We start from the raw sequence: 18,212 nt of genomic DNA on the forward strand, positions 1-18,212 counted from the left end.
CCGACATGGACCCGATCCTGGCTGCGCTTCCGCCCTCGCTGTTGAAGCTCGTTGAAGGGAGTCTGTCCAACGACGAAGTTTCGTCCGACGAGGAAATGCTGGAGTACTTCATCAGTAACGGCCTCACTGAGGAACAGGCACGGCAGGCACTGACCTACCGCGACCAGTACCTCAACAACATCTACCTGGAGGGCTTCACGCCAATCACTTCGGTAGATGAGGCGCTGCACTTCAACCCGCACACCCGGCAGTTCGAGCCGGACTGAGCGGCTTTCTTCCACCCCCTGGGGCAGTACTTGCCCCAGCGGGCGGTGCTGTTCCCGTTGATCCGAGGACACCACCATGCCCGCACACACTTCTTCCACCACGCTGTATCGCATCGACGAATGCTCCGACGTGATGGCCGACGCTTGCGTCGGCGATGACCAGGGCAATCTGATCTTCCTGTCGATCTGGGCGCGCGACACCGCCGTCCAGCAGTTCCTCGCTCGTCTGACCCTCGGGCGCGACGAACAGGGCCTGGACCAGTTCCACGTCATCACCGACCAGGGCGGCAGCGTCCCGGTGTTCGTCAGCAACGTCGATCGCCTGGAAAAGCGCATGACCCGCGCCTACCGGCGAACGCTGTTCGGTTCGCTGTCCAACGTGTGGCTGTTCGACCGCCGCTGCGTCAAGCCCGACAAGGCCAACGCCAGCGCACTGGCATTGCTGCCCAAGGGCAGCGCCCACCGGCTTGACCGCCTGTGGATGCTGGTACGGGACACCTGCCCACTGCCGCTGCTCGACCACTGGCGCGAAACCGTGCTGGAGCTGCTACAGACCCGCGAGATGCTGGCCCGTCTTCCGTTCGCCCTCGGGCCGCTGGAAGGCCATCGGCTCGCCATCGACGTGCCGGCGCTGACCCTGGCGCTGGGCTCCCTGATCCACAGTGACGTGCTCACCGCCTATCCCTATCCGGCCAAGATTTGGACGCCGGAAGCGGTAGCGGCTTGACCCACCCGCGAGAGCACGCCAAGGCGTGCTCTCGCACTTCATCCCCGCCAACCAGGAGACTTCCATGGCCCTCATGTTCCCGCGGCTCGCCCGCAATTTCGCCAAGAACGGGTATTACCCGACCGACGAACCCACGCTCGAAAGAGCCCTCAACGCACTGATGCCCAGCGATGGCCCGATGTGCATCCTCGATCCCTGCGCCGGCGAAGGCGTGGCGATCGCCGAAGCCGCTCATGCCCTCGGGCGCGAGCAGGCCAAGGCGTTCGCCGTCGAGTTCGACGCGGAACGGGCGCGCCATGCCCGCGGCCTGGTCGATCACTGCCTGCACGCGGACCTGATGGACACAATGATCTCCAAGCAGTCCTTCGGGCTGCTCTGGCTCAACCCGCCGTATGGCGATCTGTCCAAGGACGTCAACGGCAACATCGGCTATCAAGGCCAGGGCCGTCCCCGCTTCGAGAAACTGTTCTACCAGCGCAGCCTGTCGCTGCTGCAGTATGGCGGCGTGCTGGTCTTCATCGTCCCCGGCTACGTGCTCGATGCGGAGCTGGTCGGCTGGCTGACACGCCACTACACGGACCTGCGGATCTACCGAGCGGTGGAGACGCAGTTCAAGCAGGTGGTGATCTTCGGCCGCAGGGTGCGTCAGCGCGAGCTGGCACCCGATGGTCTCAAGGCCGTGCGCAATCTGCTGCTGCAGGTTGGGCTTGGCGAAGTCGAAGCCGAGGAACTGCCGAGCGAATGGCCGTTCCTGCCGTACATCGTCCCCGCCAGTCCGGCCGAACCGGAGCACTTCTTCCGCGTGACGATGGAGCCGGAGCAGTTCGCCGATGAAGTCGGCCGGCTGCAAGGTCTCTGGCCATCGCAGGACACGCACCTGGGGGCCGCGCAGCAGTCGCTGCGTCCACCGGCGCGTGCCTTGTCCCACTGGCATCTCGCCCTGGCCCTGGCCGCAGGCGCGATCTCGGGGGTTGTGCGCTCCAAGACCGGGCGCGTACTCGTCGTCAAAGGTGACACCCACAAGGACAAGACGCTTCAACGCGAATTCACCGAACGCGAAGACGGTTCCGTCGCCGAGACCCGCATCCTCACCGACAAGTTCGTGCCTGTCATCCGCGCGTGGGACATGACACCCGACTCCGCTACACGGGGCGAGGTCCTGACCATCCGTTAATCCACCGGACGCCCTGCCGTCCTGCTGTACCACATCGAAGGAGAAACACCCATGTTCTCAAGCCTGTTCAAGCGGCCCGCGCCGCAGAAACAACCGTTGTTCGCACCAGGTACGTTGCAGTTGAGCGAGAAGGTGCATTGGCTGGCCCGCAAAGGCCTGATCGATCCCTTGGCCTATGTCCAGCGCCATGTGCGCGGTGACTGGGGCGAGACCGACGAGGCCACCCGCCAAGCCAACGACGTCGCAATCCGTGGGGACGATCTGATGATCTCCCACTTCAGGATCACGCCCGAACTGGTGTTGATCGTCAAGACCAGCGAGGACCACCAGACCACGGTGATCCAGCTTCCCGAAGAACGCGACATGCTCTGAAGGAGCTGCCTCGTCAACTTCATCCATCTGACGGAGCTACTTCACTCCGTCAGGAGTGTCGTGGCTCAATGACTCATCAAGGAGGAAGCCATGGCATCACATCGCATCGAAACCTATAGCCAAAGGCTGGCGTTCACAATCGGTGCTCTCATATTCAGTAGAAGCGTTAATCGCCTCATGCAAGCGGGTTATCTGGACCCGATTCCGTACTTCAGACGGCACGCTCGTGGCGACTGGGGTGATGTCAGCGTTCAGCAATGGCAAGCCAATACCACTGCACTTCAATCGGGTGCGCCGCTGGAATCGCACTACGAGATCCACCCAGGGCTCGCCATCCGCATCATCACAGATGGAGGCCGTAACGTCACCGCCATCGTGCTGTCGTCCGAAGACTGAGCACGATTCACCAGCAGGCCGCCACGGCCGGCAACTTCGACCACCTCGGCCAAGTGCCGATTTCCTTCCCACTGCGGGGCATGCCATTGCCCCGCTGGGGGTGGTGCATGCCCCATTTTTCTTTGGAGCATCACCATGTCCCTCGATCTCGAAACCACCGCCGCTGAAGCCACGCCCGTACAGGGCGAACTGCTCGATGCGGAATCTTCCCCTCTGACCCTGAGCCTTCAGGATTTCGTCGGCGAATTCGGCGACGAACTGCTCGACGCCCTCAACAGCGCAAACCCGCCGGTCTATAACGGCCAGCCACAGACGCGCCGGCAACTCATCGTCGCCGGCCTCAAGCGCAAGCTGTTCCCGGCCCAGGCCGAAGTTGTCCACGCCGCTGCCGAATTGCTGATCGACCGTGGCGAACGCGCTGCGATCGTCAACGGCGAGATGGGCTGCGGCAAGACGACCGTCGGCATCGCCACGGCCGCGGTGCTCAACGCCGAAGGCTACCGCCGCACCCTAGTTCTCTCGCCACCGCACCTTGTTTACAAGTGGCGGCGTGAGATCCAGGAAACCGTAGCAGGTGCCAAGGTCTGGGTGCTCAACGGACCGGATACGCTGGTCAAACTCATCAAGCTGCGCGAGCAGTTGGGTGTACACCCCACGGGCCAGGAGTTCTTCATCCTGGGGCGCGTGCGGATGCGGATGGGGTTCCACTGGAAGCCCGTCTTCACCCAGCGGCGTACCCGCCACGGCCACGTGGCTGCGTGCCCGGACTGCGGCACGGTCATCACCGACCTCGATGGCGAGCCGGTCAATCCGGTCGCGCTCCAAGCCGAGGAATACCGCAGGAAGTGCAGCCATTGCGCCGCGCCCCTGTGGACGCTGATCCGCCCGCGCAGCCTGTCCGGCAGCGACCAGTCCTCGGCCGTGCTGAAAGCCTTGAAGCGCATCCCGACGATCGGGGAAGTCACCGCGCAGAAGCTGATGCAGAAGTTCGGCGACGGGTTCCTGGCGTCGATGCTGGGCGACAACATCCACGAGTTCATCAACTTGATGGATGGCAACGGCGAACTGGTCTTCTCTGACCGCCAGGCGCATCGCATGGAAAGAGCGATGGCCAACATGGAGTTCGGCTTCGGCGAAGGCGGCTACCAGCCGTCCGAGTTCATCAAGCGCTACCTGCCACAGGGCACGTTCGACCTGCTCATCGCCGACGAGGCGCACGAGTACAAGAACGGTGGCAGCGCCCAAGGCCAGGCCATGGGCGTGCTGGCGGCGAAGGCTCGCAAGACCTTGCTGCTGACCGGCACGTTGATGGGCGGCTACGGCGACGACCTGTTCCACCTGCTGTTCCGGGCACTGCCTGGACGGATGATCGAAGACGGCTACCGCCCGAGCACGAGTGGGAGCATGACTTCGGCCGCGATGGCGTTCATGCGCGATCACGGCGTCCTGAAGGACATCTACTCCGAGAGCGCCGGCACGGCGCACAAGACGGCCAAGGGCACCAAGGTATCGGTGCGCACGGTCAAGGCTCCCGGCTTCGGGCCGAAAGGGGTCTTGCGGTGCATCCTGCCGTTCACGATTTTCCTCAAGCTCAAGGACATCGGTGGCAACGTCCTGCCGCCGTATGACGAGGAGTTCCGTGAAGTCGCAATGGACACGGCGCAAGCCGCGGCCTACCGCGACCTGGCGGGTCGGCTGACCGCGGAGCTGAAACAGGCTCTGGCGCGACGCGATACGACGCTGCTGGGCGTGGTGCTCAACGTGCTGCTTGCCTGGCCGGACTGTTGCTTCCGGTCGGAAACCGTGGTGCATCCGCGCACGCGCAACACCTTGGCGTTCGTCCCGGCTCAGTTCAACGAGTTCGAGGTGACGCCGAAAGAGCGCGAGCTGATCGACATCTGCAAGGAAGAGAAGGCGCAGGGCCGCAAGGTCTTGGCGTACACGGTCTATACCGGCACGCGCGACACCACATCGCGCTTGAAGGTGCTGCTGGAACAAGAAGGTTTTCGGGTGGCGGTGCTGCGCGCAAGCGTGGACGCCAGCCGCCGCGAGGACTGGATCGCCGAGCAACTGGACCGTGGCATCGACGTGCTCATCACCAACCCCGAGCTGGTCAAGACGGGCTTGGACCTGTTGGACTTCCCGACGATCGTTTTCATGCAGTCGGGCTACAACGTGTACTCGCTCCAGCAGGCGGCACGCCGCTCCTGGCGCATCGGACAGAAACAGCCGGTGCGCGTGATCTACCTCGGCTACGCCGGTTCCTCGCAGATGACCTGCCTGGAGCTGATGGCCAAGAAGATCATGGTCTCGCAGTCCACCTCGGGCGACGTACCCGAATCGGGCCTGGATGTGCTCAACCAGGACGGTGATTCCGTCGAGGTCGCATTGGCCCGGCAACTGGTCGCCGCCTGATCCCCACGCCAACGCCGGCCTAGCGCCGCCGGCTTTCCGTTGTTCCCACCTAGCAGCCACGTTCACGGTCTCCGTGTACGTGGCTGCGCTCTTTATCCCAAGGAGATTTCCATGAGCACCAACACCCAATCTTCCGAAACCGTCAGCGCCCGCCTGAAACTGGAAGCCGAGATCGCTGATTTCCTGCGACAGCGCATCGAAGACGGAAACCTGTGCGCAGAAGATGTCCCGGCACGCTTGGCGCGCTACGGTCTTATGCCTCCCGAGACGTTCGTCTCCGAAATGCGGGAGCGCATGGGCTTGGATGACGGCGACGAGGCTGCGGCCACCGTATCGACCGCGGTCACGCATCGTAGTGACTTCGGCACGCCAGTCATGGTCGCCTGCGTCAACGCTTCGGGCATGCCCGACATGCCGGTATTCATCGTCAGCGCCACCCAGGAGGAATACGACCTAGGTGTCCACTACGACAAGGCCGAAGCACTGGCCGAGGAATCCGGGTATGAAGGACCGTTCGTTTGCTTTGATATGGCCGAACAGGAAGCCATCGTGTCGGCAGCGCGCGAACTGGGCCTTGTCCCGCAGGTCGTCGTAGTCGATATGACCGACGGCCAGATCCACTCCATTCGCTGCGACAGCGGCGAGATCAAGGTTGTCTGCTACGACACCAGCGACACCGACGAGCATTCGGCGGCCGTGGCGAATCGGCCCCTCGGCGAGAACGGGCAGCTCGTGCGCTGCTGGTCGCACGCCCAACTGGCGCAGGTCGATCCCGGCCTGAAGCCGGCTCAGATTTGATCGGCAAGTTCGATGTGCGTTTTCACAGGCCCTTCGGGGCCTGTTTTTTTGACACGCGGACGCAGACCAGGAGTTACGTCCCGCAGCAAACCAGAAGATATTTCAATCACCCATCGACGCATCGGAAAAGAAAACAACCAGTCGCCGCCTTTATTTCCACCGAGCCATTAAAACGAGGCGGTGTCAAGCACCAAGTGCAACAGCGGAATCACTGAAGGGAGTGGCTGGCTTGGGTGAGCTTTTCCAGCATGGCCTGGTAGACGGCGATCGGAGGGTAGAAGCCGTGGATGGCGCGCGGGCGGTTGTTGAGCCGGTCGGCGATCGCATCGAGCTCTTCCTGGCTGTAGACCGACAGGTCCGTGCCCTTGGGCAGGTACTGGCGCAGCAGACCGTTGATGTTCTCGCAACTGCCCCGCTGCCACGGACTGCGCGGGTCGCAGAAGTAGACCCGGATGCCGGTGGCCTCAGTCAGCTCCGGGTGGCGCGCCATTTCCTTGCCGCGGTCGTAGGTCAGGGTCTTGCGCATCGGCTCAGCAATGCTGCGCAGCTTGGCGGTGAAGCCCTCCAGGGCCGAGGCTGCCGTGGCATCCTTGAGCTTGGCCAGCATCACCAGACGCGAGCTGCGCTCGACCAACACCCCAACGGCCGAGCGGTTGGCCGCCCCCTTGAGCAGATCGCCTTCCCAGTGCCCCGGGAAAGCCCGCTCGTTGGCCTCGGGCGGACGCAGGTGGATGCTGACCGCCTCGGGCAGCTGGCCACGCCGGTCCTGGCCTCGCGAGCGCGGCATGCGCTTGGCTTGCGCACGCCTCAGACAGGCGATGAGTTCCTTGCGCAGCTCACCGCGCGGCATCGCGTAGATGCAGTTGTAGATGGTCTCGTGCGAGACGCGGCGATCCGGATCGTCGGGCCACATGCGCTTGAGTGTGCCGGCAATCTGAGACGGCGACCAGCCCTCCAGCAGGAAGTGGTGCACCACGCCGAAGAGCACACCGTCTTCGGAGAGCTTGCGGCTGCGTCGGCGCTTGAGCCGCATCACATGGGCACGCGCCCCGGCTGCCCGCGCGTCATAAGTGCTGCTGCCTGCCGGCACGAAGGCCGCGCGCTGCGGCCAGTCCAGCGCTCGCCGGATCTCGCGCGTGATCGTCGACGGCGAGCGTTGCAGCGTGCGGGCAATGCTGCGAGCCGAGCAGCCCTGCTGCAGCATGATCATGATGGTGGCGCGCTCTTCGGCGCTCAAGTGCTGGTAGCGGGTTCCCATGGGTCGGCGGCAGGGTCGGGTACAAGGCAGATCAGGGGTGTTGCACTTGATTATTGACTCCGCCCGATAAAGAACGAGTCTTAATTTTCAACTAATCGACATATGAAATAATCTATCAGGGATTTATTTTTCAATATAAATCATAAACTTACCGATTGATTTAGATCAATCAAACAAATTCGGCCAGCACCCATACTTCAGTCATTGGACGTCAATGGATGCTCGCAATGGCCAAGAGGCACCTTCTCGAATCCACACATCCTTCCGGCAGGAAGCGCCGCCTATTGATGCTTTCGGTCGCATTGGTGGGAGCGGTATTTTTGATATGGCTGGCGGTGGCCGTGTTCAACACGCGCACTTCCCGTGTCGCAGTGAATGATGATGGTCTCCCGGTCAGCGGCGCGACCGAGTTGACCCCGCAGCAGCACCAGCTGGTTGAACAGGGCCGCTACGTCGCGCGCTTGGGCGATTGCGTTGCCTGCCATACGTCTGAGCCTTCCAAGCCCATGGCAGGTGGCCTTGCGCTGGAAACGCCTTTCGGCAAGCTCTATTCCACCAATATCACGCCGGACAAGGCCACGGGCATCGGCGGTTACAGCCTGGAGCAGTTTGACCGCGTCATGCGCCTTGGGGTGGCGGCCGATGGTCACAACCTGTATCCGGCCATGCCGTACCCGTCCTACGCGAAGATGACGCCGGACGACATGAAGGCGCTTTATGCCTACTTGATGCACGGCGTCACGCCCGTCGAACAAGCGAATCGGCCTTCGGATATGGGCTTTCCGTTCAACCAGCGCTGGGGGCTGGCGCTTTGGAACGCGGTGTTCCTGGAAGACGAACCCTTCCAGCCTGTGCAGGACAAGAACGAGGTGTGGAACCGAGGGGCGTACCTCGTGCAGGGGCTAGGCCATTGCGGTGCCTGTCACACGCCTCGCGGCGTTGGCTTCCAGGAGAAGACCATGACCAGCGAGGGCTCCGCCGGCCACCTGTTCCTGGCCGGTGAAACCGTCGAAGGCTGGCGTGCTCTGAGCCTGCGCAACCTCTGGACCCCGGAGGAAACCGCCGAGATGCTCAAGACCGGACGCAACAAGCACGGCACCGTCTCCGGCAACATGGTGGATGTGGTGCAGCACAGCACCCAGTACATGACCGACGACGACCTGATGGCCATCGGCATCTTTCTGAAATCGTTGCCGCCCGGCGAGGACGACCTACCCATGCAGCTCGCCCAGGGCCCGGAGTCTGGCATCCCACCGTACCGGACTGGTGGCATGGCCAAACCCGGCGAAGTGCCCGGTGACATCTTCACTACGCGCGGTGGCCTTGGCTACCTGCAATTCTGTGCCGACTGCCACCGCTCCAACGGCGATGGTGTACCCAATGCGTTCCCGTCGCTGGCCGGCAACAACACCCTGCAATCGCAGGACCCGGCCACGCTGATCCACATCATGCTGACGGGCTGGCAGGCGCCGGTCACGCAAAGTCATGCACGGCCACTGACGATGCCTTCGTTCGCGCAGTTGAGCGACCAGGAGATCGCCGAAATCCTGAACTTCACACGCCGCGCCTGGGGACGGGCCGACGCTCATGAAATCAGAGCCAGCGAAGTAAGCCGCGCCCGCAAGCACCTTGACGCCACCGCCGACAATCACCGTCCGTTCGAGACACCGCGCCTGGCAGAGATGCTCAAGGAAAAGAACGCGGAGCAACTGGTGTTGGGGGCACGCCTGAACATCGACACGGCGCGCATGCTGCCGAGCAATGTGGGCAACAAGCTCAACTGCGCCAGTTGCCACCTGAATGCCGGCACGGTGGCCGACGGCTCGCCCTATGTCGGGGTCTCCGCGTTCTTCCCCAGCTACGCCTCGCGCGCAGGTCGCGTCATCACGCTGGAAGAGCGCATCAACGGATGCTTCCAGCGCTCGATGCACGGCAAGCCATTGCCCATCACCAGCGACGAGATGAAGGCGATGGTCGCCTACTTCGACTGGATGAAGCGAGAAACCAAGCCCGAAGACAAGGTGGAAGGCCGCGGCGTGGGCAAGGTCGATCAAACGCTCATCCCCAACACCGAGAACGGCAAGCGCATCTATGCCGCCCAGTGCGCGCTGTGCCACGGCGCGAACGGGGAAGGTGTCAGGAACGCCAAGGGCGAGATGGTCTATCCACCGCTGTGGGGCGGCGAGTCCTTCAACATCGGCGCCGGCATGGCCCGCACCTACACAGCGGCGGCCTTCGTCAAGCGGAACATGCCCATCGCATTTGGCACCCATTTCCCACTCGGCCAAGGAGGGCTCACTGACCAAGAGGCCGTGGACGTGGCCGAATATTTCACCCACATGGATCGCCCGGATTTTGCGCCCAAGGGTAAGGACTGGCCCAACGATAAGAAGCCCGCTGATGCGCGCTATTAAGGGTGTTGATAGACATATGGGGCTGCACGCACCCTATGGGTCGCATGCAGTCGAAGGCATGCCACGCGCAGCAACCGAGACCAGGGGAGAATCAGTCCGGCTCATTCCTTGGAAAACACTGCCGGTGGTACTGATGTTGTCCTGCGCACCGGCGCTGGCAGTGAATGTGGCACCTGCCACCGACGTGTCGGCGCAAATATTCATCAACGCCAGCCAGCTCGACCGAGGCGACGTGACCAGCGCCGACGAAGACCCGGCGCTGGATCTGAAGCGCACTTTTATTACCCTTGACCATCGCTTCAACCAGAATTGGTCAGCGCAGGTAACGACCGACGTGCAGTGGCTGCGCAACGACGATCCGAGCGACGTGTGGCTGCGCCATGCCTACCTGCAGCGCAGCTTCGGCAAGGGCCGCTGGCTGCGTCTGGGTAATGCGCCGACGGCATGGATTCAACAGGAGTCAATGCGTGAAGGCTACCGCTACATCGATGCCGGCCTGATCGCACGTACCAAGATGGGCGCACCGGCAGACTACGGAGCGCACGTCCAGTATGTGCGTGGGGATTTCACCTATGCCGCATCGATCGTGACCGGCGCGGGCTTCCAGCGACCTCGCCTGGGCAAGCGGGCCGATGTTGAGATGAGGCTCGGCTGGACGCCAGGCAAACGCCTAGAGCTGGCAGTGGGCGGTTACCGCGGCACCCGCGCCCAGGATGCCGGTCACAAACCGCGCGAGCACACCGCGCGGCGCTGGAATGCCATGGCCAGTTGGGTCGGCGAACGTGGACGCATCGGCGGGCAGTATTTCCACGCCGACAATTGGACCCGGGTCACCAAGCCCGGTGACGATGACCAGCGTGGATGGTCGGCATGGGCGAGCCACCAGATCACCCCTCGGTATGCGCTGTTCACCCGCCACGACATGACTCGCATGAGCCTGGACATCGACCCACGCATGCAGGAGCGTTACCACGTGATCGGTGTGGAGTGGAAACCCAATCGTCACCTGCGTCTGGCAGCAGTAGGCAAGCGCGTGCTGCAGGAGATGGCGAACGTGCGGATAGAGAGTCACGAGGCAGGCTTGTGGACGCAACTCGCATTCTGAACAGACGATCATGACCCACCGCTGGCGCAGGGCTTCTGATCCACCCGACATGGCTTCTGTCCTAGGGGAGCGACCCGGCCGTCACTAACGGCATGCCGATAATCGGATAATCCGCAGATCGTATTGTTTGCTGCCGCGCACCGCTTGAGCGGCGATGGTGAGGGCTCGATGTTTCAGGACGCCGAGCCATGTGCCCCTCTCCCCCCTGGTTTCACCATCCCGAACGCCGCCTGCTGGCGGGTTTTCTCGGCCTGCTTTGGTCGGTGCTGGCTGGCGGCTGCGCGACGGCGAGCGCGCCGGTCGCGCCCGACACCATCGAGGAAGTCTCGGCCGCGCCCGTACCCGAGGCGCCCGAGTACATCCCCGTCGTGCGCTACGACCGCTACACCCTCGTGGAACTGGCACCAACAGCAGCGCAGCGCGACCTGCTGTTGCAGACCATCGACGTGTCGATGCCCGAGGATGCACGCGCCACGGTCGGCGACGGGCTACGGCATGTGCTCAAGCGCAGCGGTTACGGCTTGTGCCGGACGGCGCACGCGGTGATCGAGCTGTACACCCTGCCGCTGCCGGCGGCGCACCTGCACCTCGGCCCCATGACCCTGCGCGATGCGCTGCTCACCCTGGCTGGTCCGGCCTGGGAACTGCACGCGGATGACCGCGCGCGGCAAATCTGCTTCGAGCGGCCCGGCGACAGCATGACCGCCGACAACGTACCCGCGCCGCCCGCCACCGAGGCGGTGCAGACGTTCCCGCTGGTGCCCGAGGCATCGGAAGGTCAGCCATGAACGCCCCGCAGCCCGCCCACCGTTCAACGGCCGCCGTGGTGGTGCAGAGCCTGATGTGGCTCTGGCTGATCGGCCTCAGTGTTCTGGTGGCCCTGGGCTACCAGGCCATGAACGACCAGGCCGACCAAGATCGCCTCGATTCCCGCCTGCAACGCTTGGAAGCGCAGGCAACAGGCCTGGCCGAGGCCGTCGAGGCCATCCAGCAGCGTCCGGCCGTCGCCACGGCGGCAGACCTCAAAGACACCCGCCAAATCCTGGAAGCACGCGCGGCCCAGGTCGAGAAATCGCTCAGCGGCTACGCCGCTGCCGACGATCTTCAGGCACTGCGCGCCGAGGTCGAGCAGATCAAGACGCGCCAGACCGCTGCGCGCGCGGCTCGCGCACCGAGCAAGCCCGCCGCCAAATCCGAACCACCGCCGTTCCCGTTCCGCATCGTCAGTGCCGAACTGCGCGCCGGCCAGCGCAGCGTGTCCGTCGCGCCGAGCGGCGGGGACTTCACGCCCGACCAGCTCCAGGTGCTGCTGCCCGGCGATGCGGTCGGCCCGTGGCGCTTGCAGACCGTCGAGGGCAGCACCGCGGTGTTCCAGGCCGGCGCCCAAATCCGCCGCGTGGCGATTCCCTGATCGGAGCACACCATGAAGCCGTCGATCATCCTCTCCGCGTTCCTGCTGGCCTCGGCCCAGTGGCCCGCCTGGGCCCAGCAGCCCACCTCCGCTCCCGCCCGCAATGCGCAGAGCCAGGAGCGCCCGCTGGCCACCCGCGCCCTGGACGACCGGGTGGCAAGCGACTGGGGGCTGCAACCACAGGAATGGGCGCGCTACCGCGAACTGATGGACGGGCCCTTGGGCATCTACTCGCCCAATCTGGACCCGCTGTCGGCCCTGGGCATCGAGGCCCGCACCGATGAAGAACGGCGGCGCTATGCCGAACTGCAAGTGCAAGTCGAAGCGCGCCGCGTGGAGAAGCTGCTCGCCTATCAGCGTGCCTACGACGAGGCCTGGCAGCGCTTGAACCCCGGCATGCAACGGGTAAACCTGCCTGACGACAAGCCAGCGGCCGGAGCCACGCGCGGCTCGGGTCGCACGGCGGTGTTCGTGAAGGACGGTTGCGCGGCCTGCGACCAGCTCGTGCAGCGTCTGCAATCGGCGGGCACCGAGTTCGACCTGTACATGGTGGGTAGCCGCCAGGACGACGGGCGCATCCGCGATTGGGCCAAGCGCGCGAACGTCGATCCTGCGCGCGTGCGCGGCGGCACCATCACGCTGAACCATGACGGCGGCCGCTGGCTGTCGCTGGGCCTGCCCGGCGACTTGCCCGCGGTCGTGCGCGAGGTGAACGGCCAATGGCAGCGCCAGCCGTAGCCGTCCCCCTGCGCGCACTGATGCTCGTCGCTGGCTTGTGCGCCTGCGTAGCCCAGGCCCAGGAGGTTCCGCCACCGGCCTACCAGCTTGCCGCCCAGCGAGCAGGCATCCCTTCGACGGTGCTCTACGCCGTGGCCTTGCAGGAGAGCGGCATCCGCCGCAACGGTCGCACCGTCCCGTGGCCGTGGTCCCTCAACGTCGCCGGCCAGTCGCGCCGCTTTGCCACGCGCGCCGATGCCTGCGCAGGTCTCCAGCAGGCGATGCGCTCCACGCCGCACACGCGCATCGACGCGGGCCTGGGCCAGATCAACCTCGGCTATCACCAGCGGCGCTACGCCAATGCGTGCGACTTGCTCGACCCGTACCGCAACCTCGCCACCGCTGCCGAGATCCTGAAGGAACAGCACGCCCCCGGCGAGGACTGGTTGCTGGCGATCGGCCGCTACCACCGCCCCGCGGGCGGTGAACCCGCTGCCCGCTATCGCCGTAGCGTGTCCCGCCACCTTGCCCGTGTGCAGGGCGCGCGCCCAGCCGCCGCGGCCCTCGCCGCGCGCCAGGAGACATCCCCATGACGACATCCCATCTGGCCTTTCGGGGTCTGCTCGTACTGCTGGCGGGCCTGCCGCTGGCCTCGCGTGCCGGCGAGCCGCTGATCGTGGTCGAAGACCGGGGCGGCGCGGCGGCGCTGCCGTACTACGAAGCCCTGAACCTCCAGCCGCGCGCCGGAGCGCCGGCCCGGCCGCCGATCCCGATGCCCCAGGTTCCCTCCACGCCGGCAGACGAGGCCGCGATGCTGCCGGTACGCAGCGCCAAGCTCACACCCGGCACCGTCGCGCAGCGGGTCATCGAGGCTCCGGGTCTGCGGCCTTTCGTGGTCGTCGGCGACGACGAAACTTCCCGGGCCTGGCTGCGTCGCCGTGCGGTTGCGCTGCGCGAGCGCGGCGCGGTCGGCCTGGTGGTCAACATCGAGACCGTGCAGGCCTTGGCGCGGTTGCGCGCCCTGGTGCCCGGCGTGCCGCTCGCACCCGTGTCCGGCGACGACCTGGCCGAGCGCCTGGGCCTGCAGCACTACCCGGCGCTGATCACGGCCACCGGCATCGAGCAATGAAGCCATGTCGGGGAAACAGCCAGTTGAGGTACTGCTTCGCCCAGCGGTGGAGCTATATACCGTCGCGGCGTGTGCAGGCGCCGCGTTTCTGTCCCTGGTGGCACCCTGGTCGCTCGCGCTGAGCCCCGCCATGGGCGTCGGCAGCGCGCTGGCGTTCGGGGCCTACGGCGCCATCCGCTACCGCGATGCCCGGGTCATCCTGCGCTACCGGCGCAACATCCGCCGCCTGCCGCGCTACGTGATGACCAGCAGGGACGTGCCGGTCAGCCAGCAGCGGCTGTTCGTGGGGCGTGGGTTCTTGTGGGAGCAGAAGCATACCCATAGGCTCATGCAGACGTACCGGCCGGAGTTCCGCCGCTACGCCGAGCCGACACCGGCCTACCGGCTGGCGCGTCGCCTGGAAGAACGGCTGGAGTTCGCCCCGTTCCCGCTGTCCCGGCTGCCTGCGCTCACCGGCTGGGACGTGCCTTTCAACCCGGTGCGGCCGCTGCCGCCTGTTGGCGGCCTGCCGCGCCTGCACGGCATCGAACCCGACGAGGTGGACGTCAGCCTGCCGCTGGGCGAGCGCGTCGGGCACTCGCTGGTGCTGGGCACTACGCGCGTAGGCAAGACGCGACTGGCCGAGTTGTTCGTGACCCAGGACATCCGGCGCAAGAACGCCGCGGACGAGCACGAGGTCGTGATCGTCATCGATCCCAAGGGGGACGCGGACCTGCTCAAGCGGATGTACGTCGAGGCCAAGCGAGCGGGCCGCGAGCGCGAGTTCTACGTCTTCCATTTGGGCTGGCCGGACATTTCCGCGCGCTACAACGCCGTGGGCCGCTTCGGCCGCATCAGCGAGGTGGCCACCCGCGTCGCGGGGCAGCTTTCCGGCGAAGGCAACTCAGCCGCCTTCCGAGAGTTTGCGTGGCGATTCGTCAACATCATCGCCCGCGCCCTGGTGGAGCTGGGACAGCGGCCCGACTACATGCTGATCCAGCGGCACGTCATCAACATCGACGCGCTGTTCATCGAGTACGCCCAGCACTACTTCGCCAAGACGGAGCCCAAGGCCTGGGAGGTGATCGTCCAGATCGAGGCCAAGCTCAACGAGAAGAACATCCCGCGCAACATGATCGGGCGCGAGAAGCGCGTGGTGGCGCTGGAGCAGTACCTCTCGCAGGCGCGCAACTACGACCCGGTGCTGGATGGCCTGCGCTCGGCGGTTCGCTACGACAAGACGTACTTCGACAAGATCGTCGCATCGCTGCTTCCGCTGCTGGAGAAGCTGACAAGCGGCAAGATCGCCCAGCTCCTGGCCCCGAACTATTCCGACCTGACCGACCCGCGCCCGATCTTCGACTGGATGCAGATCATCCGTAAGAGGGCCATCGTCTATGTGGGCCTGGACGCGCTGTCCGACGCCGAGGTCGCCGCAGCGGTGGGCAACTCGATGTTCAGCGATCTCGTGTCGGTCGCCGGGCACATCTACAAGCACGGGATCGACGATGGCCTGCCGGGAGCATCGGCCGGTGCGCGCGTGCCGATCAATGTCCATGCCGACGAGTTCAACGAGTTGATGGGCGACGAGTTCATCCCGCTCATCAACAAAGGCGGCGGTGCCGGCCTGCAAGTCACGGCCTACACGCAGACCCTCTCGGACATCGAGGCCCGCATCGGCAACCGCGCCAAGGCCGGTCAGGTGATCGGAAATTTCAACAATTTGTTCATGCTGAGGGTCAGGGAGACCGCGACGGCCGAACTCCTAACGAGGCAGTTGCCGAAGGTCGAGGTCTATACGACCACCATCGTGAGCGGCGCGACCGACAGCTCGGACATTCGCGGGGCGACGGATTTCACGTCGAACACCCAGGACCGCATCAGCATGTCCAGCGTGCCGATGATCGAGCCGTCGCATGTCGTCGGCCTGCCCAAGGGCCAGTGCTTCGCGCTGCTGCAGGGCGGCCAGCTTTGGAAAGTGCGCATGCCGCTGCCGGCGCCGGACCCGGACGAGGTGATGCCGGCAGACTTGCAGCAACTGGCCGGGTACATGCGCCAGAGCTACAGCGAAGCGACGCAGTGGTGGGAGTTCACCAGCTCCCCGGCCTTGCAGGAGACAGGCCTGCCCGACGACCTGCTGGATGACGCCGCTCCGGCCGAACCTCCCGCGGTGGCCACCGTCAGCGACGATGGCGCCGGCAACGAGGCCTCGCAATGAAGGACGCCGCCTCGACTGCGCAGAGGGAGCAGAACCAGCGCCAGGGCCTGATCGTCGGCACCATCACCTTGCCGTTCCGGCTGCTCGGGGTACTGATCGGCTCGCTGCTGTTCTCGATCGTCGTGGAGTGCGTCGGCATGCACCTGTTCTGGAAGGACCAGGGCTGGCGGCACTCGCAGGAGATGTTGCAGTACGAACTGGGGCACCTGTCCAGCCACTTCACGCGCAGCGTGGTCGTGCAGGAGCCGGGGCGCACGGCGCACGAGCTGGTGGACACCGGCTACGAATGGGTATTCGTGCGCTCCGGTCTGCTGGAACGCATGAGCCAGACCGCCGGACGCGCCCGCGCTCCCAGCCAGGGACAGACGCACAATTTCCGCTACTACATCAGCCAGGTTTATGTCTGGACCGAGAGCTACCTGATCGCCGCTGCTTTCACGACGCTCACGTTCCTGGTGCGCCTTCTGATCCTGGTGCTCACGCTGCCGCTGATCTTCACCGCCGCGTTCGTTGGCCTGATCGACGGCCTGGTGCGCCGGGACGTGCGCCGGTTCGGCGCAGGCCGGGAATCCGGCTTCATCTACCACCGCGCGAAGGCGAGCCTGATGCCGCTGGCCGTGCTGCCGTGGGTCACGTACCTCGCGCTGCCGATCTCGGTGCATCCGCTGCTGATCCTGCTGCCGAGCGCCGCCTTGCTGGGGCTGGCGGTCTCCCTGACCGCGGGGAGCTTCAAGAAGTACCTCTAGGTCATCAATCCGGGCATGCGCGAGTTCCTATTGTTTGCGGCCTAAAAGCCCCTCGCTGCCCACGATCAAGCCATTGCTGATCACACAGGAATGGCGCGATGTTGGCTCCGATCTGGCAGCGTGCCGCGCATCGCGGCGTGCCCATCTTTCTCGTGACGGCCCTGCTGGGTCAGTCCCCGATGGCGTTGGCCGAATCCCCCGCACAGCGCCAGGAGCTGGTCGCCGCGCTGCGCCAGCTCGGCGCGCTGGAGCGCTCCGTCGCCGACAGCGCCGCGCATGCCCCCGTCCAGCCGGGCGAGCGCTACCACTTCGACTACCCGCGGCTGCTGGCTGACCTGGCGCGCGTGCGCGCCGGCATCCAGGCCCATCTCGCACCGTCGCGTGCCCAGCCGCGCGATCCCTCCGAACTGGCCGGCGACTACCGCGCCGAGCGGGCCGCTTCGCCATCGCCGACGGCGACTGCGGAAGGCAAGCCATGAACGGTGCCCAAATCTCGGCATTTCAAGCCAATAGCGGCATTGCGCCTTCCGCGATGGCGACCGTGCTGATCGGCGTCGTGTTCGCGGTGCTCCTCGTGTGGGGCGTTTGGGCCATCCGCACGGCCTATGTCGGCTGGGCCGAGAACCGACTCAACCAGCGCCAGTTTCTCGGCGTCGTCGTCCGCTTCCTGGCGATGTACCTCGTGCTGACTTTTTTCCTCCTCTCCTGACCCTGAAGGGACTGACTATGCAAACCATCCTCACTTCCCGCATCGCCCAACGCATCGCCGTGGCGCTGGCCTTCGCCACGCCTCCGGTTCTGTCGTATCCGCAAGGCTTGCCGCAGTTGGAGAACCCGACCCGTGGCACCGGCAACGGCATCATGGAGACCATCCGCAATTACGGCTACGACATCATCATGCTGGTGGCCCTGCTGGTGGTGGCCTCCATGTTCATCGGCGTCTGCTATCACGCCTACGGGACCTACGCGGAGATCCATACCGGCCGCAAGACCTGGGGCCAGTTCGGCCTCACCGTCGCGATCGGTGCCGTGCTGCTCGTAATCGGCATCTGGCTACTCACCGAAGCCACCGGCATCCTGTAAGGCG

The 18,212-nt window shown here is 65.1% G+C and carries 20 protein-coding genes; 19 read left to right on the top strand and 1 reads right to left on the bottom strand.

Translation table 11 applies throughout. The features are described 5' to 3' along the window. Nucleotides 1–5 precede the first annotated feature (5 nt). The 7 genes from ACUTAG_RS20210 (at nt 6) to ACUTAG_RS20240 (ending at nt 6,148) form a co-directional block, all read left to right on the top strand. On the top strand, nt 6–266 hold the full coding sequence (locus ACUTAG_RS20210) for a hypothetical protein (RefSeq protein ID WP_011347578.1): 261 nt from the start codon (nt 6–8) through the stop codon (nt 264–266). 76 nt (nt 267–342) lie between these two features. Continuing rightward, on the top strand, nt 343–993 hold the full coding sequence (locus tag ACUTAG_RS20215; RefSeq protein ID WP_011347577.1) for a hypothetical protein: 651 nt from the start codon (nt 343–345) through the stop codon (nt 991–993). 40 nt (nt 994–1,033) lie between these two features. Then, nucleotides 1,034–2,167, top strand: a complete 1,134-nt coding sequence (locus tag ACUTAG_RS20220) for a DUF6094 domain-containing protein (RefSeq protein WP_275041783.1) — start codon at nt 1,034–1,036, stop codon at nt 2,165–2,167. Nucleotides 2,168–2,218: 51 nt separating this feature from the next. Next, nucleotides 2,219–2,539 carry a hypothetical protein gene (locus ACUTAG_RS20225; RefSeq protein WP_011347575.1) on the top strand — a complete coding sequence of 107 codons (321 nt, stop codon included), beginning with the start codon at nt 2,219–2,221 and terminating at the stop codon, nt 2,537–2,539. 90 nt (nt 2,540–2,629) lie between these two features. Further along, nucleotides 2,630–2,935, top strand: a complete 306-nt coding sequence (locus tag ACUTAG_RS20230; RefSeq protein WP_446650286.1) for a hypothetical protein — start codon at nt 2,630–2,632, stop codon at nt 2,933–2,935. A 135-nt stretch (nt 2,936–3,070) separates the two neighbouring features. Continuing rightward, complete coding sequence (locus ACUTAG_RS20235) at nt 3,071–5,350, top strand: helicase-related protein (RefSeq protein WP_011347573.1); 2,280 nt, start codon at nt 3,071–3,073, stop codon at nt 5,348–5,350. Between the two features lie 111 nt (nt 5,351–5,461). Continuing rightward, the gene (locus tag ACUTAG_RS20240; protein WP_011347572.1) at nt 5,462–6,148 is read left to right on the top strand and encodes a hypothetical protein; all 687 of its coding nucleotides are present in this window, start codon (nt 5,462–5,464) and stop codon (nt 6,146–6,148) included. Between the two features lie 208 nt (nt 6,149–6,356). On the opposite strand, the gene ACUTAG_RS20245 is transcribed toward ACUTAG_RS20240, so the two are convergent. Beyond that, a complete protein-coding gene (locus tag ACUTAG_RS20245; RefSeq protein WP_105839346.1) occupies nt 6,357–7,406 on the bottom strand; it encodes an IS30 family transposase in 1,050 nt (349 codons plus the stop codon). A 218-nt stretch (nt 7,407–7,624) separates the two neighbouring features. Here ACUTAG_RS20245 and ACUTAG_RS20250 point away from each other — a divergent pair, with 218 nt between their 5' ends. The 12 genes from ACUTAG_RS20250 (at nt 7,625) to ACUTAG_RS20305 (ending at nt 18,208) form a co-directional block, all read left to right on the top strand. After that, nucleotides 7,625–9,820 carry a c-type cytochrome gene (locus ACUTAG_RS20250; protein WP_011347571.1) on the top strand — a complete coding sequence of 732 codons (2,196 nt, stop codon included), beginning with the start codon at nt 7,625–7,627 and terminating at the stop codon, nt 9,818–9,820. Continuing rightward, nucleotides 9,807–10,925: a hypothetical protein gene (locus ACUTAG_RS20255; RefSeq protein WP_374439704.1), complete on the top strand. Its 1,119-nt coding sequence runs from the start codon at nt 9,807–9,809 to the stop codon at nt 10,923–10,925. Before ACUTAG_RS20250 ends, ACUTAG_RS20255 begins: the two co-directional genes overlap by 14 nt. Nucleotides 10,926–11,113: 188 nt before the next feature. Beyond that, nucleotides 11,114–11,713 carry a PFGI-1 class ICE element type IV pilus protein PilL2 gene (pilL2, locus tag ACUTAG_RS20260; protein ID WP_011347569.1) on the top strand — a complete coding sequence of 200 codons (600 nt, stop codon included), beginning with the start codon at nt 11,114–11,116 and terminating at the stop codon, nt 11,711–11,713. Beyond that, nucleotides 11,710–12,336, top strand: coding sequence for a hypothetical protein (locus tag ACUTAG_RS20265; protein ID WP_011804738.1), 627 nt, complete (start codon nt 11,710–11,712; stop codon nt 12,334–12,336). Before pilL2 ends, ACUTAG_RS20265 begins: the two co-directional genes overlap by 4 nt. 12 nt (nt 12,337–12,348) lie before the next feature. Next, nucleotides 12,349–13,074, top strand: a complete 726-nt coding sequence (locus tag ACUTAG_RS20270; RefSeq protein WP_011347567.1) for a TIGR03759 family integrating conjugative element protein — start codon at nt 12,349–12,351, stop codon at nt 13,072–13,074. Further along, nucleotides 13,056–13,646: a transglycosylase SLT domain-containing protein gene (locus ACUTAG_RS20275; protein ID WP_011347566.1), complete on the top strand. Its 591-nt coding sequence runs from the start codon at nt 13,056–13,058 to the stop codon at nt 13,644–13,646. Before ACUTAG_RS20270 ends, ACUTAG_RS20275 begins: the two co-directional genes overlap by 19 nt. Further along, nucleotides 13,643–14,182, top strand: a complete 540-nt coding sequence (locus ACUTAG_RS20280) for an integrating conjugative element protein (protein WP_011347565.1) — start codon at nt 13,643–13,645, stop codon at nt 14,180–14,182. The genes ACUTAG_RS20275 and ACUTAG_RS20280 overlap by 4 nt, the downstream gene beginning before the upstream one ends. 4 nt (nt 14,183–14,186) lie before the next feature. Then, a complete protein-coding gene (traD, locus tag ACUTAG_RS20285) occupies nt 14,187–16,379 on the top strand; it encodes a type IV conjugative transfer system coupling protein TraD (protein ID WP_046934842.1) in 2,193 nt (730 codons plus the stop codon). Continuing rightward, nucleotides 16,376–17,125, top strand: a complete 750-nt coding sequence (locus tag ACUTAG_RS20290) for a TIGR03747 family integrating conjugative element membrane protein (RefSeq protein ID WP_011347563.1) — start codon at nt 16,376–16,378, stop codon at nt 17,123–17,125. Before traD ends, ACUTAG_RS20290 begins: the two co-directional genes overlap by 4 nt. 98 nt (nt 17,126–17,223) lie before the next feature. After that, nucleotides 17,224–17,604 (top strand): integrative conjugative element protein, RAQPRD family, encoded by a 381-nt coding sequence (locus ACUTAG_RS20295; protein WP_011347562.1) that lies wholly within the window; start codon nt 17,224–17,226, stop codon nt 17,602–17,604. After that, nucleotides 17,601–17,834 carry a TIGR03758 family integrating conjugative element protein gene (locus ACUTAG_RS20300; RefSeq protein ID WP_011347561.1) on the top strand — a complete coding sequence of 78 codons (234 nt, stop codon included), beginning with the start codon at nt 17,601–17,603 and terminating at the stop codon, nt 17,832–17,834. Before ACUTAG_RS20295 ends, ACUTAG_RS20300 begins: the two co-directional genes overlap by 4 nt. Nucleotides 17,835–17,851: 17 nt before the next feature. Beyond that, a complete protein-coding gene (locus tag ACUTAG_RS20305; RefSeq protein WP_011347560.1) occupies nt 17,852–18,208 on the top strand; it encodes a TIGR03745 family integrating conjugative element membrane protein in 357 nt (118 codons plus the stop codon). Nucleotides 18,209–18,212: the final 4 nt, after the last annotated feature.

The organism is Achromobacter sp. CSND-B12 (assembly GCF_052906545.1).

Bases quoted from the DNA above. Each gene is read 5' to 3' on its own strand.
- ACUTAG_RS20215 (WP_011347577.1), top strand. From the start codon at position 343: ATGCCCGCACACACTTCTTCCACCACGCTGTATCGCATCGACGAATGC.
- ACUTAG_RS20300 (WP_011347561.1), top strand. From the start codon at position 17,601: ATGAACGGTGCCCAAATCTCGGCATTTCAAGCCAATAGCGGCATTGCG.
- ACUTAG_RS20235 (WP_011347573.1), top strand. From the start codon at position 3,071: ATGTCCCTCGATCTCGAAACCACCGCCGCTGAAGCCACGCCCGTACAG.
- ACUTAG_RS20240 (WP_011347572.1), top strand. From the start codon at position 5,462: ATGAGCACCAACACCCAATCTTCCGAAACCGTCAGCGCCCGCCTGAAA.
- ACUTAG_RS20290 (WP_011347563.1), top strand. From the start codon at position 16,376: ATGAAGGACGCCGCCTCGACTGCGCAGAGGGAGCAGAACCAGCGCCAG.
- ACUTAG_RS20305 (WP_011347560.1), top strand. From the start codon at position 17,852: ATGCAAACCATCCTCACTTCCCGCATCGCCCAACGCATCGCCGTGGCG.
- ACUTAG_RS20245 (WP_105839346.1), bottom strand. From the start codon at position 7,406: ATGGGAACCCGCTACCAGCACTTGAGCGCCGAAGAGCGCGCCACCATC.
- ACUTAG_RS20225 (WP_011347575.1), top strand. From the start codon at position 2,219: ATGTTCTCAAGCCTGTTCAAGCGGCCCGCGCCGCAGAAACAACCGTTG.
- pilL2 (WP_011347569.1), top strand. From the start codon at position 11,114: ATGTGCCCCTCTCCCCCCTGGTTTCACCATCCCGAACGCCGCCTGCTG.
- ACUTAG_RS20265 (WP_011804738.1), top strand. From the start codon at position 11,710: ATGAACGCCCCGCAGCCCGCCCACCGTTCAACGGCCGCCGTGGTGGTG.
- traD (WP_046934842.1), top strand. From the start codon at position 14,187: ATGTCGGGGAAACAGCCAGTTGAGGTACTGCTTCGCCCAGCGGTGGAG.
- ACUTAG_RS20280 (WP_011347565.1), top strand. From the start codon at position 13,643: ATGACGACATCCCATCTGGCCTTTCGGGGTCTGCTCGTACTGCTGGCG.
- ACUTAG_RS20295 (WP_011347562.1), top strand. From the start codon at position 17,224: ATGTTGGCTCCGATCTGGCAGCGTGCCGCGCATCGCGGCGTGCCCATC.
- ACUTAG_RS20210 (WP_011347578.1), top strand. From the start codon at position 6: ATGGACCCGATCCTGGCTGCGCTTCCGCCCTCGCTGTTGAAGCTCGTT.
- ACUTAG_RS20255 (WP_374439704.1), top strand. From the start codon at position 9,807: ATGCGCGCTATTAAGGGTGTTGATAGACATATGGGGCTGCACGCACCC.
- ACUTAG_RS20250 (WP_011347571.1), top strand. From the start codon at position 7,625: ATGCTCGCAATGGCCAAGAGGCACCTTCTCGAATCCACACATCCTTCC.
- ACUTAG_RS20230 (WP_446650286.1), top strand. From the start codon at position 2,630: ATGGCATCACATCGCATCGAAACCTATAGCCAAAGGCTGGCGTTCACA.
- ACUTAG_RS20270 (WP_011347567.1), top strand. From the start codon at position 12,349: ATGAAGCCGTCGATCATCCTCTCCGCGTTCCTGCTGGCCTCGGCCCAG.
- ACUTAG_RS20275 (WP_011347566.1), top strand. From the start codon at position 13,056: ATGGCAGCGCCAGCCGTAGCCGTCCCCCTGCGCGCACTGATGCTCGTC.